This window comes from Microbacterium sp. NPDC087592, assembly GCF_044743585.1.
In the GTDB taxonomy this organism is placed as follows: domain Bacteria; phylum Actinomycetota; class Actinomycetes; order Actinomycetales; family Microbacteriaceae; genus Microbacterium.
On record NZ_JBIUWT010000001.1, the window covers coordinates 1,569,907 to 1,584,079 of the forward strand.

Annotated in this window: 14 protein-coding genes; 8 read left to right on the forward strand and 6 right to left on the reverse strand. The window is 64.9% G+C overall.

Annotated features, from left to right (window positions below; translation table 11 throughout):
• Nucleotides 1-43: 43 nt before the first annotated feature.
• The 6 genes from ACIOTO_RS07400 to dnaA form a co-directional block, all read right to left on the reverse strand.
• Complete coding sequence (locus ACIOTO_RS07400) at nucleotides 44-547, reverse strand: DUF721 domain-containing protein (RefSeq protein WP_400857255.1); 504 nt, start codon at nucleotides 545-547, stop codon at nucleotides 44-46.
• Nucleotides 540-1,733 (reverse strand): DNA replication/repair protein RecF, encoded by a 1,194-nt coding sequence (gene recF / locus ACIOTO_RS07405; protein ID WP_105711974.1) that lies wholly within the window; start codon nucleotides 1,731-1,733, stop codon nucleotides 540-542. Before recF ends, ACIOTO_RS07400 begins: the two co-directional genes overlap by 8 nt.
• A 91-nt stretch (nucleotides 1,734-1,824) precedes the next feature.
• The gene (locus ACIOTO_RS07410; protein ID WP_400857257.1) at nucleotides 1,825-3,693 is read right to left on the reverse strand and encodes an amidase family protein; all 1,869 of its coding nucleotides are present in this window, start codon (nucleotides 3,691-3,693) and stop codon (nucleotides 1,825-1,827) included.
• Nucleotides 3,690-4,439, reverse strand: coding sequence for a cohesin domain-containing protein (locus ACIOTO_RS07415; protein ID WP_400857258.1), 750 nt, complete (start codon nucleotides 4,437-4,439; stop codon nucleotides 3,690-3,692). Before ACIOTO_RS07415 ends, ACIOTO_RS07410 begins: the two co-directional genes overlap by 4 nt.
• Nucleotides 4,440-4,586: 147 nt before the next feature.
• The gene (dnaN, locus tag ACIOTO_RS07420; protein WP_029264206.1) at nucleotides 4,587-5,729 is read right to left on the reverse strand and encodes a DNA polymerase III subunit beta; all 1,143 of its coding nucleotides are present in this window, start codon (nucleotides 5,727-5,729) and stop codon (nucleotides 4,587-4,589) included.
• Nucleotides 5,730-6,224: 495 nt separating this feature from the next.
• A complete protein-coding gene (gene dnaA, locus ACIOTO_RS07425; RefSeq protein WP_400857259.1) occupies nucleotides 6,225-7,616 on the reverse strand; it encodes a chromosomal replication initiator protein DnaA in 1,392 nt (463 codons plus the stop codon).
• Nucleotides 7,617-7,931: 315 nt separating this feature from the next.
• On the opposite strand from dnaA, the gene rpmH reads away from it, so the two are divergent.
• From rpmH to ACIOTO_RS07465, 8 genes are all read left to right on the forward strand, one after another.
• Nucleotides 7,932-8,069 carry a 50S ribosomal protein L34 gene (gene rpmH, locus ACIOTO_RS07430; RefSeq protein WP_013584598.1) on the forward strand — a complete coding sequence of 46 codons (138 nt, stop codon included), beginning with the start codon at nucleotides 7,932-7,934 and terminating at the stop codon, nucleotides 8,067-8,069.
• A gap of 6 nt (nucleotides 8,070-8,075) precedes the next feature.
• Entirely contained in the window at nucleotides 8,076-8,429 is a 354-nt protein-coding gene (gene rnpA, locus ACIOTO_RS07435) for a ribonuclease P protein component (protein WP_081860056.1), read from the forward strand.
• Entirely contained in the window at nucleotides 8,426-8,776 is a 351-nt protein-coding gene (gene yidD, locus ACIOTO_RS07440) for a membrane protein insertion efficiency factor YidD (RefSeq protein WP_029264209.1), read from the forward strand. The genes rnpA and yidD overlap by 4 nt, the downstream gene beginning before the upstream one ends.
• 3 nt (nucleotides 8,777-8,779) lie before the next feature.
• Nucleotides 8,780-9,850: a membrane protein insertase YidC gene (gene yidC, locus ACIOTO_RS07445; protein ID WP_029264210.1), complete on the forward strand. Its 1,071-nt coding sequence runs from the start codon at nucleotides 8,780-8,782 to the stop codon at nucleotides 9,848-9,850.
• Nucleotides 9,847-10,338, forward strand: a complete 492-nt coding sequence (locus ACIOTO_RS07450; RefSeq protein WP_029264211.1) for a R3H domain-containing nucleic acid-binding protein — start codon at nucleotides 9,847-9,849, stop codon at nucleotides 10,336-10,338. Before yidC ends, ACIOTO_RS07450 begins: the two co-directional genes overlap by 4 nt.
• Nucleotides 10,339-10,374: 36 nt before the next feature.
• Nucleotides 10,375-10,995 (forward strand): 16S rRNA (guanine(527)-N(7))-methyltransferase RsmG, encoded by a 621-nt coding sequence (gene rsmG, locus ACIOTO_RS07455; RefSeq protein ID WP_400857260.1) that lies wholly within the window; start codon nucleotides 10,375-10,377, stop codon nucleotides 10,993-10,995.
• Nucleotides 10,996-12,269: 1,274 nt separating this feature from the next.
• Nucleotides 12,270-13,145, forward strand: a complete 876-nt coding sequence (locus ACIOTO_RS07460; RefSeq protein ID WP_231481882.1) for a ParA family protein — start codon at nucleotides 12,270-12,272, stop codon at nucleotides 13,143-13,145.
• A complete protein-coding gene (locus ACIOTO_RS07465) occupies nucleotides 13,145-14,116 on the forward strand; it encodes a ParB/RepB/Spo0J family partition protein (protein ID WP_105711977.1) in 972 nt (323 codons plus the stop codon). The genes ACIOTO_RS07460 and ACIOTO_RS07465 overlap by 1 nt, the downstream gene beginning before the upstream one ends.
• Nucleotides 14,117-14,173: the final 57 nt, after the last annotated feature.

The following is a 14,173-nucleotide window of genomic DNA, read 5'->3' on the forward strand; positions in this document are numbered from 1 at the left end:
CGTGTGTGGCCCTCTGAGCGTTGTGGACCCCATTCGTGGTGTCCTACCCGTAGGTGTCGCGCGGGCCCCGTCCTGGAACGACTCTGGGACCCCATTTCCAGGAGGGGACGTCCGGTCCGATGAAGCGGAGGTTCTCGACACCCGCGTCGGGATAGCGACGGCCGATCTCGGTGAGGATGGTTGCCCGCATGAACTGGAGGTTCTTCGCCCAGGCCGTCGAGTCGCACTTCACGGTGAGCAATCCGCGCTCGAGAGAGACCGGTTCAGAGTGCTTCGCGGTATCGGCGCCCGCCAGATCGGCCCACTGCCGGACCAGGTCCTCACGGGCGAGCGTGATCTGCCAGCCGGAGTCCCGACTCAGCTTGTCGAGCACCGCGCCGAGTGCACCCGGGTCCCGGCCCGGGGTGAAGGGTGCGTTGTCATCGTCGGTGGCGATGCGGCGCTTGCGCTTCCAGCTCTTCGAGCTCGGCTGCAGACCACGCAGCCGGAGATAGGTGGCGACCGTCTCCGGCACCTCGACCGGCGGAGTCGACGCGGCGTCAGTCATCCGCAGCCTCCCGCTCGTCGCTGATCGTCCCGGCACTGATCCGCACGACGTGGGCATGCAGCACCTCGGGGATATCCTCCTCCACCGCCGCCGTGACCACCACCTGCTCGTAGCCCGCCGTCAGGGTCGCGAGTCGCTGTCGTCGGTCGGCATCGAGTTCGGCGAAGACGTCGTCGAGGATCAGCACCGGATCTCCGGCGGGGGACTCGCTGCGCAACAACTCGGCGGACGCCAGTCGGAGCGCGAGCGCGACCGACCACGATTCGCCGTGCGAGGCGTAGCCCTTCACCGGGAGATCACGTACGCGCAGGACCAGGTCGTCACGATGCGGACCTGTGAGTGTGAGACCGCGATCGAGCTCGCTCGACCGCTTGGCTGCCAACGAGGCACGGAAGAGTTCCGCGATGTGCTGCGGATCACTGAGCTTGCCGCTGGCAGGGGATTCCTCCGCGCCCGACGCTCCGTCCTCTCCCTCTTCGGGATCCCCACCGCCGACCGACAGCGCCCACTCCAACTGCGGACGATGATCGGCGCCGGCGATGGCCTCATATGCGTCGGCCACCGGCTGCTGAAGATCCGCAGCCAACCGCTGGCGCACCGTGATGATCTCGGAACCGAGTGCGACGAGCTTGTCATCCCAGACATCGAGCGTGCTCAGACCCTCACCGCGGATGCCGCGGGCTCGCGCCGACTTGAGCAGGGCGTTGCGCTGCTTGAGCACGCGGTCGTAGTCCGCGAGCACCGCCGAGATGCGGGGGATGCGCTGGATGAGCAGCTGATCCATGAATCGGCGGCGCGCAGAAGGATCGCCACGCACGATCTGCAGATCCTCCGGGGCGAAGAGCACCACATGCGCGTAGCGCGGAAGCTCGTTCGGCTTCGACGGCGAGCCGTTGATGCGGGCCTTGTTCGAGCCCTGCCGATTCACCTGCACCTCGGCGAGGACCCGCCGTTCGCCATGCGAGAGCCGCGCACGGATGACCGCGAACTCCTGGCCGTCGCGCACCATCGGCGCATCCGACGACACCCGGTGCGAACCGAGGGTCGCGAGGAAGACCACCGCCTCGGCGAGATTCGTCTTGCCCTGCCCGTTTCGACCGACCAGCACGTTCGGGCCGGGGTGGAGCGCGAGTTCAGCGGTCGCGTAATTGCGGAAGTCGACCAAGCTCAGGTGTTCCACGATCACGCTGTCAGCCTACCTTCGGGCTCTGACATCTCCCTCCGGCGGATTCGAGCCGGCGGCCGCTCGAGTCCGTCGAGCAACCGCCGGCCGTTGATCACGGAAGCGGTCCGTAGAGCGACGGCGAGGTGCGGGCGCCCGTGGTCTTCTCGAACGCATACGCGAGCCCCAGCAAGGTGCCCTCGTCGAAGTCCCGTCCGAGGAACTCCAGGTTCACGCCGCTGCCGGGAAGAGACTCACCCTCGATCGTCCGACCCATCGGAACGGTCACGGACGGCATCCCGGTGTTCGGGCTCAACCTCATGTTCGTCCCCTGGGTCCCATATGCGTTCGTGCTCGGATAGACGATCGCGTCGAGATCGAGATCCTCCATCATCTGGGTCACGAGGGTCTTGCCCGCCGCGATCTGCACCGTGTGCGAGCCGGTGTCGTCGGCCCACGCCTCGTACATCGCGTCGGTGACGGCGTTGCGTGCCTCGTAGATCGATCGCCGAGACGTCACGAAGCTGTTCGTCGCGAGGATGTCCGTGAGCGTCCGTGCCTCGACCTCGGGACCGAGATGGGTGGCGATGTACTCGTCGAGGTCGTGTCGGAACTCGTTCGTCGATCCGGATCCCTCGTTGAGCACGGCGGCGAAACCTGACGGCGGCGTCACGGGCACGATGGTCGCGCCCTGGGCGGTCAGCGCCGCAGTCGCCTCCGAGAATAGGCGGACGGTGCCGGAATTGGTCCCGACCATCGAGGGGATGAAGGCGATGCGCGCACCCTGCAGCGCATCCGGGTCGAGGAACGAGGTGTACGAATCGGGGACCAGTCCCTGCTGCCGTGCGGTGACAGGATCGGCTTCGTCGACTCCGACCACCGCGTCGAGTGCGATGGCCGCGTCGGTGACCGATCGCGCCATCGGTCCGCCCGTGTCCTGCGAAAGCGCCAGCGGGATGATGCCGTCACGGCTCGCCAGACCGACGGTGGGACGAACTCCGACGAGCTGGTTGTACGACGACGGCACCCTGATCGATCCGCCGGTGTCGGTGCCGAAGCCGAGCGCGGCGAAATTGGCCGCGACGGCGGCGCCCGTCCCTCCGCTGGACCCGCCGGCCGTCTTCGTGGTGTCGTACGGGCTCGCCACGAGAGATGTCGAACCCGGATCCTGGAATGACGAGAACTCGGAGACGAACCCGTAGGCGAACTCGTCGAGGCTCGCCTTCGCCATGATCACGGCACCGTCGCTGCGGAGACCGCTGACCATCGAGGCGTCGTCGGTCGTCTGGTTCTGGTTCCAGCACGCGCATCCACCCGTCGTCACCATGTCGACCGTGCCGTAGTTGTCCTTCAGCGCGATCGGAACACCCAGCAACATGCTCGTCATACCCTGGGACGCACGGATCTCATCGGCCTCCGCTGCCGTATCGAGCGCCTTCGGGTTCACCGTGATGATCGAGTTGAGCGGACGACTTCCGCCCGGTACGACGGCACGGTCGTATGCCTCGATCCGATCGAGATACTCCTGCGTGATGCTCTGCGAACTCGCGACTCCCGCATTCATGGCTGACTGCATGTCGATCACCGTGGCTTCGACGAGCTCGAAGGGCCCGTCGTCGTAGATGATGCGCTGCGACAGATCCGCGAGATCGAGAATCGTGAGCTCGCCGTCGGCATCGGTATCCAGGATGGACACGCTCGACCAGTCTGGCGAGGCTGTCGTCAGACCGAGCGAATCCCCTGCGATCTCCAGGTCTTCGGCGGTGACCATCGCATCACCCGTCACATCGAGCTGGCTGTAATACGGCGGAAGGCTCACAGCGGCCGGCAACGCCGCTGCGGTCGCCGAGCTGCTCGCCAGGCCGAGGCCGACGATCGCCGTACCTGCCACCGACACGATGGCGACGGCCCTGAGCATGGTCTTCTTCACGGTCTTGTCTCTCTCGTTGTTCGATCGTTGTGCCGTGCCGTCACGCCGGGTCATCGTGTCCTCCGTCGGAGAGCGAGGACGGTGCCGGCTGCCACGAGAGCCAGGGCTCCGGCGCCGACGATGAGCCAGGGGGCGGCGTCGGCGCCTGTGACGGCGAGCGAGCCGTCCGCTGGGGTGTCCGATCCGGTTCCGGGTTGCGAACCGGAACCGGGATCCCCGCCCGGGGATCCACCGCCGCCCGAACCGGGCTCCGTTCCTTCGTCGTCGGCGATGATCTCGACGACCGTCGACGCGCCAGCTGCACTCGGATCGATCGTGGTGGTATTCCCGTCGGAACCGACGATCCGACCGGATGCGATGCCGACGGCGGCATCCCCATCGGCGATCGCAGTAAATCTCACCGTCACGAGAGTCTGCGTGCCTGTCAGACCGGGCGAGGTGCCGAGGCGGGTGGCGGCGATCTCGATCTCGCTCCCCGTGTCGGTCGCGGAGTGGAATCCTCCGGACGGCGACTGCTCGCTGTCGTCGACGAATGCGATGGCATCCTCGTCATAGGCGATGTCGAGCTCATAGGCGTACGCATCGACGAGGCCGGTGAAGACTGCGGTGATCGTGACCGTGTCACCGACGGAGACCGAAGTCGGCGCCGCCGTCAGAGAGACCGCCTCGTATCCGACGGGGATCGTGGCGGCCGAGGCCGAGGATGCCGCACCGAATGCCAGGAAGGTCGCTGCGGCGAATGCGACCCCCGAGCCGTGAGCACGCAGGCGTCGGAAACGGGTGGGAGCTTTTGGTGGCATGCGGAGCGTCTTTCGTCTGGAGAGACGAGCGCGGCCGCACGGCTATGCGGAGCAGCCGTGCTCTGGTGCACTGCTGACTCTCGCAGCCTGGTGTTTCGTGTTCCGAGCGTTCCTGTTTCCTACAGGTAACGGTCGAAAACCTCAGGATCAGCGCAGGAGGAGGTTGGGCTGAAGGAGGTACTTGAACGAATCGAGACCGGCCTGATCGACCGAAGTCTGGCTCGTGATGAGCACCGGGCTGAGCTTGTTGGCGTTGTCGCTCGACGTGAAGGTCACTCGGACGAACTCGCTCTTCACCGCACCGAGAGCCTCGATCAGATACTGCGGGTTCAGGCCGAGCGTGACTTCATCGCCGCCCGAGAGAATCGCGTCGACGGATTCGGAAGCCCTGGCGTGCTCGCTGCCCGAAGCATCCATCGTCACACTGTCGTTCGAGAACGTGAAGCGAAGCGGCGCGGCACGGTCGAGCACGAGCGACACACGCCGGACGGCCTCGACGAGATCAGCGGTGTTCACGACCGCGTAGTGGTCGGTCTGCTCGGGGAAGAGGCGGCGGACCGGCGGGAAGTTGCCCTTGATCAGCAGCGATGTGACCGTCTTGTTGCCGGCGGTGAACGCGATGATCTCGCGGTCCCCTGCTCCGGAGAAAGCGATCTGGATGGTGCCGGCGTGGCCGAAGGTCTTTCCGACCTCGAGCAGCGTGCGTGCCGGAACCAGTGCGGTCGCCTCGACGGATTCCCCATCCCACGGCACGTCACGGAGAGAGACCCGGTAGCGGTCGGTGGCGACGAGGCTGAGGCTGTGACCCGACACCTCGAGCTGCACGCCGGTCAGCACCGGGGTCACGTCGTCGCGGGAAGCCGCGAATCCGACCTGCGAGATCGCCGTACCGAAGTCGTCGGCAGGAACGACGCCGGACGACCCGCTCACCTCCGGGATCGACGGGTATTCCTCGACGGGCATGGCCGCGAGGGTGAACCGGGCGGAGCCGCAGGTGACGGTGATGCCACCGTCTTCTTCGACAGCGATCTCGATCGGAGCGTTCGGAAGCCGGCTGGCGATGTCGGAGAGAAGTCGACCGTGCACGAGGATCGTGCCCGGGGTCTCGACGGTGGCTTCGATCGTCGTCCGTGCGGATGCCTCGTAATCGAAAGCCGAAAGCGTGAGTCCGGAACCGTCCGCCTCGATCAGCACACCGGCCAGGATCGGCTGCGGGTTGCGCTGCGGCAGAAGCTTGACGACGAACGAGACAGCCTCGCTGAAGACATCGCGGTTGACCTGAAACCTCACTGGTGCTCCCTTGTCGTCGAACTGTGACGCGTTGTCGTCGGCCCTGCCGGTGCAGGGCTTCCCATGCTAGCCCCCTGTTCGCCCGGATCCCTACGCCGGAGTTCTTGTCGTTCGTTCGACGGTTCTCCCCACCGTCTGGTGATGGGATCGCGCCTTGAAAGACTTAACTCCTTAACGGTGTTAACAGCTGTGGATACTGTGGATAACTCGGTGGATAGCAAGAGCGAGTAAGGAACTACACGCTTGTCAGTTGTGGAATCCCTGAGGAATCCGCGGGCTGGGGCCGACTACGGGTGTGGAGGCTCCCCCATAGTTATCCACAGGTTTGATCGATTGACCCACATTCGTCCCGATCTGACTGACAGTCATCCACAAGTTATCCACATGTGCATAGAGGCATCTATCCGGTGCCGGGAATGCCTGTCAGGACGCGAAAAGGGGGACCCAGCACCCCTTCGGATGTCCGAGTCCCCCTCATACCCGCGTGTCGCGGCGTCAGCGACGCCCGAGCTGCGTGGTGATCTCTGTGACCTGGTTGTAGATCGAACGTCGCTCCTTCATGAGCTCGCTGATCTTTTTGTACGCGTACATGACGGTCGTGTGGTCACGGTTGCCGAAGAGCTGACCGATCTTCGGGAGGGACAGGCTGGTGCGCTCCCGACAGAGGTACATGGCGATCTGTCGGGCGGTGGCGATCTGCTGCGATCTGCTGGAACCGTAGAGGTCGTCGACCGTGAGCTTGAAGTACTGCGCCGTCGCCGTGATGATGTCGGTCGGCGAGATGATGTTGTCCTCGGCGGTGTCGATGATGTCGCGGAGCACGGTCTGGGCCAGCGAGATGTCGAGTGCCGATCGATTCAGGCTGGCGAAGGCGGACACCCGGATGAGGGCTCCTTCGAGCTCACGGATGTTCGACGAGACCACGGTCGCGATGTACTCGAGGACCTCGTCGGGGATGTGCAGCGCCTCGCTCTGCGCCTTCTTCCGGAGGATCGCGATGCGTGTCTCCAGGTCGGGAGCCTGCACGTCGGTGATCAGACCCCATTCGAAGCGGCTCCGCATCCGATCCTCGAAGCCGGTGAGATGCTTCGGGGCCACGTCGCTGGTGATGACGACCTGCTTGTTGTGATCGTGCAGCGTGTTGAAGGTGTGGAAGAAGGCTTCCTGCGTCTCGGCCCGCCCCTGCAGGAACTGGATGTCGTCGATCAGGAGGATGTCGACGTCGCGGTACCTGGCCTGGAAAGCGGCGCCACGGTTGTTCGCGATCGAGTTGATGAAGTCGTTGGTGAACTCCTCACTCGAGACGTAGCGAACCTTGACCCCGGCGTAGAGGGACTGCGCGTAGTCACCGATCGCGTGGAGGAGGTGCGTCTTCCCGAGGCCGGAGTCGCCGTAGATGAACAGCGGGTTGTAGGCCTTCGCGGGGGCTTCGGCCACGGCGACGGCGGCCGCGTGGGCGAAGCGGTTCGACTGGCCGATCACGAAGTTGTCGAAGGTGTACTTCGGATTGAGCCGTGATTCATGGCGCAACTGTGCCGGCTGCTCCATCGGCGACTCCACACGGACCTGCTCGTGTCGCCCGAAATCGCCCACCGCGATCGGGGCCGCCTGCTGCTCGGCGAGCTCGTGATTGACCACGACCCGATATGAGGTCACTTCCTCGCCGATGTGCGAGAGCGCCTCCATGATCGGCAGCCGCAGGCGCTTGTTGATCTGCGCGGCGGTGAGATCGTTCGGCACCTCGAGATAGAGCGTCGCGGACATGACGCCGGCCGGGACGGCCAGACTCAGAAATCCCTGCAGCTGGGGAGTGACACGATCGTCATCGACCAGAAGCTCCTGCACCGTGGTCCAGATGGGGACGTCGGGCTGGGCAGGTGATGACATGACGCTCCGGACGAGGAATCGAGGCGGGGTCGACGTGCTGTGCCCCTGTGGATAACTTAGGATGCCACGGTAGTCACCGCGGCTGTGAACGGCAACCTGCCCTTGAAAATACGCGCGCGTGTTGTGCTCGCCGGGCGAGCCCCGGTTGTGGATAATGGCTGTGCGGTTCGTGCCGGTGGTCGACCACGGAAGCGCGCAGATTTGCTCTGCGCGCCGGTAAGACGTACCCTAAGTCGGTTGACTTATGCCTTTTTCGGCAGTTCCCCATGTCTCCGGTCGAAGTGAATCCGGTGGCAGCATTCCCGGAGTGATTCCATGAGCAAGCGCACTTTCCAGCCCAACAACCGTCGTCGCGCCAAGAAGCACGGCTTCCGTGCCCGCATGCGTACGCGTGCCGGCCGCGGCATCCTCGCTGCCCGCCGTGCGAAGGGCCGCACCGAGCTCTCTGCGTAGTCCACTGTGCTCGCCCGCCCGTATCGGCTGACCCGCGGGAGCGACTACCGTCTGGTCGTTCGACGCGGATCCCGTTGTGGCGGGGCGCGCGTCATCACCTCGATGTTGACGACGGGCGAGAGCAGGGCCGCGAGGTTCGGATTCATCATCAGCAAGCAGGTAGGCACCGCTGTGGTGCGCAACACCGTGCGTCGGCGACTCAAAGCCGTGTGCGCGGAAGCGCTGCAACGCGTTCCCGAGGGCACGGATGTCGTCATCCGTGCCCTTCCTGCGTCGGCGACGGCATCCTTCGCGGAACTCCGCGCCGATGTCGATCGGTGTCTGAGCCGACTCGCCCCAACGGTCGCGGTGTCGGCATGACCGCTCTCCCGGCCTCGTCCATCGGGACGGCGCGCATGCAGTCGCAGGATGTGCTTCGCAGCGTTCCCCTGGTGCCGCGCAATCTGGTGCTGGGATTCCTCACCGCCTATCGCAAGGTGATCTCCCCGATGTATGGAGATGTCTGTGCGTACTACCCCAGCTGTTCCGCCTACGCTGTAGGTGCGGTGCAGCAGCACGGCGCGGTGAAGGGGGCGGTGCTCTCGGCATGGCGCATCCTCCGCTGCAATCCCTGGACCAGCGGTGGCGTCGACGACGTCCGTCCGCATGAACACTTCCGCTACGACCTGACTGCACACGGTTTCGTCGTCCCTTCCCGAAAGGACTGATCGGTGGGTCTTGACCTTCTGCTAGCCAGCTCCACTCCCAGCGATGCACCTGCTGCGGGTGGCTTCGATCTGATCGGCACCATCCTCTGGCCGCTGAAGTGGGTCGTCGAGCTCATCCTCGTCGCCTGGCACTGGCTGCTGACCACCGTCGGCCTTCCCGCCGCATCCGGTCTCACCTGGGTGTTGTCGATCGTCGGACTCGTCATCGTCGTCCGTGCCGCCCTGATCCCGCTTTTCGTGAAGCAGATCAAGAGCCAGCGAAAGATGATGGAAATCGCTCCTGAACTGCGAAAAGTTCAGGAGAAGTACCGAGGTAAGAAGGATCAGCTCTCTCGCGAGGCCATGAGCCGCGAGACGATGGCCCTGTACAAGAAGCACGGCACGACGCCGATGTCGAGCTGTCTGCCGCTGCTCGTGCAGATGCCGATCTTCTTCTCTCTGTACAGCGTGCTGAGTGACGTCAGCAAGCACGCCAAGGACAGTGTCGGTGGCGTCGGGTTGCTGAGCCCGGAGCTCACCAAGGAGTTCTACGACGCGAAGCTCTTCGGAGTCGCTTCGCTGCACGAGACCCTGGGCAACGCGGTCGACGCGCAGAACACGACCGCGATCGTCATCCTGGTCACGCTCGTCGTCCTCATGATCGCCTCGCAGTTCTTCACGCAGCTGCAGATCATCTCGAAGAACCTGTCGCCCGAGGCCAAGACCGGCCAGGCGTACCAGATGCAGAAGATCATGCTCTACGTCCTTCCGCTGGGCTTCATCTTCTCGGGTGTCTTCTTCCCGCTCGGTGTCGTCGTGTACTGGTTCATCTCGAACCTCTGGACCATGGGACAGCAGTTCCTCGTCATCCGTGAGATGCCGACTCCCGGCTCCGAAGCCGCCAAGGCCCGTGAAGAGCGTCTCGCTCGCAAGGGCAAGGCGATCGACTCCTCCGGCAAGGTCGTCCCGATGGCCGCATACGAGGCGGAGCAGCAGCGTCTGCTCGAAGAGGCCGAGAAGGCCAAGGCGGAAGCACCAAAGCGTCAGCAGCCGGTGGGTAAGAAGCGCGCGAAGAAGAAGGGGAGCGGCTCATGACTGAGACCATGACCGAGAACACCGAGCCCACGGTGGCTCAGCTCGAGAACGAAGGCGACGTCGCGGCGGACTACCTCGAGGAACTTCTCGACATCGCCGACATCGACGGAGACCTGAATCTCGACGTCCGTCAGGGTCGCGCCTACGTCTCGATCGAAGCCGAGGGTGACGGGCTGTCCCTGCTCTCCGCCCCCGATACGGTGCAGGCGCTGCAGGAGCTGACCCGTCTGGCCGTGCAGAGCAAGACCGGCTCGTTCTCGCGCCTCATCCTCGACATCGCCGGCTCGCGCGACACGCGCCGTCGCCAGCTCGAGACTCTCGTCGACGCTGCCGCAGCCAAGCTCGACGAGGGTTCGTCGCAGGCCTCGCTGCCCTCGATGTCCAGCTATGAGCGCAAACTCGTGCATGACATCGCCGCGGAACGGGGGCTCGTCTCCGAGTCGTACGGCGAAGGCGCTGACCGGCACACGGTTCTCCGTCGTCGTTGATGTTTCACGTGAAACATCGATTCTGTGTGAACCTTCATGAGTGAGCTCGAGCAGGAACCGGCGATCTCCGCCGAGCTGTTCGGAGATCGCATCGAGATCGCGCGGGCGTTCACAGCAGCGCTCGCTCGCGAAGGGGAGGAGCGAGGACTCATCGGTCCTCTCGAGCTTCCTCGCCTGTGGACGCGCCACATCCTCAACAGTGTGATCGCCGCGCCTCTCTTCCGCGGTTCTGTTGCCGACATCGGATCCGGTGCGGGCCTTCCCGGGATAGTGCTCGCCATCGCTCGTCCTGATGTGGAGTGGACGCTCGTCGAACCAATGGAGCGTCGGATCACCTGGCTCAATGAACAGGTCTCGGAACTCGGGCTGACGAACACGACAGTGCTGCGTGCGCGGGCCGAAGACGTGCCCCCCGCAAGTTTCGATGTCGTGACGGCGCGCGCGGTGAGCGCGCTGCGGACTCTCGTCCCGATCACGGCACCGCTGGTGCGCGACGGGGGAGAGCTCATCCTTCTCAAGGGTATGAATGCGGCGAACGAGGTCGAGGCTGCTCAGAAGCAGATCAAGAAGTTCCGTCTCTCTGACGTACGGGTGGAAGTACTGGGAGAGGGCGTGCTGCCGGAGACGACCCGCGTGGTTCGAGCTCGAGTGCGCTGAGCTTCTGCCATCAGATAAGCGGGGTGTTTCACGTGAAACACCCCGCTTCCTCGTATCGGGGTAGTCGCGGCGCATCGATGTTTCACGTGGAACACCGCGATAGCTGTAGCTGGCGAAGCCTTCTCGCGTGCACGCCTGTTGGACGCCGGATGTCGTGCGCGAGAACGCCGGTGTGCGTTCGGTCATCCCTGGGCGGACTTCAAGTAGTCGACCGTCGCCATCCCCGCGAACAAAAAGGAGTTCGCAGCTGAGATGGTGACGGTGCGCGGAGTGCTACCCATCGACGTGACGCATACCTGCAGACCCGGGATCGCCGTGCGCGGTGTTTCACGTGAAACGGGGCGATCCGTCCCGCGGAGGATGATCTCGTCTCCAGTCCCCGTATCCGTATATCGATGGCGGTATGACGAACGGGGAAGGCGTCGTGATGGCTGCGAAGGCTGCGGTCCCGGGAGGTAGTGCTCTGTGAGGACCGGGGTGGCTCCCGCTGGTCTGGGCGCTGTTCCCCTCGGCCTCGTCTCGAGCGGTCTCGACCCACTCGTCGTGAGCTTCACCGGTGCTGGTCGGAAGGCGGAGAAACGGCGCACGGTGTCGATAGCACGGCGAGTTTAGAGAGGGACCCCTGCGAGGTGCCGCGGTGCTCCTCCGTCTCAGCGTGGTGCCGGAGAGGGGATGTGGGCGATGTTTCACGTGAAACGTAGCTCTGCGGGGTTGTCTGCCCCGACGGAACGGGTGTGGCGTACGAGGGTGCAGCTACCCGCTGCGGTTCAGACACCGTAGTGTCGCCGTGCTGGTGGGCGCGGGTGGGGGAGTGGTTGCCGTCATTGTCGTGCGCGGCGCGCTCGCACAGCTTCGCTCCAGTCTCTGCACCACACATGTCGAGCCCGCTGCCCGGGTGGCTTCGGACTATCGTCACTTCTTCCGCCGCATCTGTTGTCCAGTGCGGGTGGCTAACTACGCCCTCCCAGCCGACCAGATTGCTCGTGAGGGCTGTCGGCCCCCGTGCCCGCCTCATGAGGAAGTGAATCCGTCATCGTTTCACGTGAAACGTCGATCCAGGTGCGTGGTGCGTAGAGCATGGATCCCGTCTCGCCCGGTCGCGGTGACCATCGGAAGCGAGCTGCGCGGGCTTCCTCCCCGCGGGATCGGAGGCCCGTCGTGGGCGCGCGTAAGCCGGTGTCGCCCGCAGCGATTAGAGTGGAACGCGGCCCCGAAAGGAGTGGATGTTTCACGTGAAACAATCCGAGAAGACATCGACGAACGAATCGTTCGGGATGGATACACCGCTCGCGCGGGAGATTGCCGACCTTTCGGCCCGGAGGCGCGCGCTGGAGGCCGCATCGGTCGAGTTCACCGGCGAGACGCGCGTCCTGACGGTGTCGAACCAAAAGGGCGGCGTGGGGAAGACCACGACGGCCGTGAACATCGCCTCCGCCCTCGCGGGCCTGGGGGCGAAGGTCCTGGTCATCGACCTCGACCCGCAGGGCAATGCGTCGACCGCGCTCGGTGTTCCGCACAGCGCCGACATCCCCAGTGTCTACGACGTGCTCATCGAGGAGTTCCCCCTCGCCGACATTGTCCAGCCCAGTCCCGAAGATCCCAACCTCTTCTGCGCGCCCAGCACGATCCACCTCGCAGGGGCGGAGATCGAGCTCGTCGCACAGGTGGCCCGCGAACACCGGTTGCGGCGCGCGCTCGTGGACTACCTCGCCGACAATCCGATGGACTTCGTGATCATCGACTGCCCGCCGTCGCTGGGGCTCCTCACGATCAACGCCTTCACGGCCGCATCCGAGGTTTTCATCCCGATCCAGTGCGAGTACTACGCGCTGGAGGGGCTGAGCCAGCTGCTCGGCAGCATCCAGATGATCCAGAAGCATCTGAATCCCGACCTGCATCTCTCCACCATCCTGCTCACGATGTTCGACGGCCGCACCCGCCTCGCCCAGCAGGTCGCTGAAGAGGTGCGCACGCACTTCCCGGATCAGGTGCTGGAGACGGTGATTCCGCGCTCGGTCCGTGTATCTGAAGCCCCGAGCTTCGGACAGACCGTGATCGCCTATGACGGACAATCCGCCGGCGCCATCGCCTACCGCGAGGCCGCTGTCGAGATCGCATCGCGGACAGCGACGCAGAGCAAGGAGAAATGATGGCCAAGCGCACTGGACTGGGTCGGGGTATCGGGGCCCTGATCCCCACGGCTGATCAGGCGGAGCGTCCCGTCGATGTGTTCTTCCCTGGTGCGAGCCTGCGGCCGGCTGCCACGGAGGCGACGGTCGGGCCGGATGCCGAGGCACCCGCGCTGGAAGAGGTGCCGGGGATCCACCTGGTCCAGGTCGACCCGAACGCGATCGTCCCGAACCCGCGCCAGCCGCGGACGCACTTCAACCCGGAAGACCTCGCGGAGCTGGTGCACAGCGTGCGCGAGTTCGGCGTGCTGCAGCCCGTGGTCGTGCGCAAGAACACCGAGGGCGAGTACGAGTTGATCATGGGGGAGCGGCGCACCCGCGCCGCTCGTGAGGCAGGACTCGAGACGATCCCGGCCATCGTCCGCGAGACGGCCGATGAGGATCTCCTCCGCGATGCCCTGCTGGAGAACCTCCACCGGTCCGAGCTCAACCCGCTGGAAGAAGCATCTGCGTACCAGCAGCTTCTGGAGGACTTCGGCATCACGCAGGAGGAGCTGGCCACGCGCATCGGCCGCTCACGTCCCCAGATCAGCAACACGATCCGACTTCTGAAGCTGCCTGTCCCCGTGCAGCAGCGCGTCGCTGCCGGCGTGCTGACCGCCGGTCACGCCCGCGCGATCCTCAGTCTCGAGAATCCCGAATCGATGCAGCGCCTCGCCGACAAGGTCGTGAACGAAGACCTCTCCGTGCGCGCCACGGAAGAGGCTGCGAAGTCGCAGCCGTCGGCCGGCAAGACGACGAAAGCGACTCCCGGAGCACGGCGGGCATACCTCGACGAGGTCGCCGGAAAGCTCGGTGACCGGCTGAACACTCGCGTCAAGATCGCACTCGGTGCACGAAAAGGCCAGGTCACGATCGATTTCGCTTCGATTCAGGATCTCAATCGAATTCTCGAGGAGCTCGGCGAGAGCGGCTACGGCTCCGCCAGGTAACACCCACCGTCGTCCGCCCTTCATCTAGACTCGCGTCATCTCGACGTCGAGGGGGAG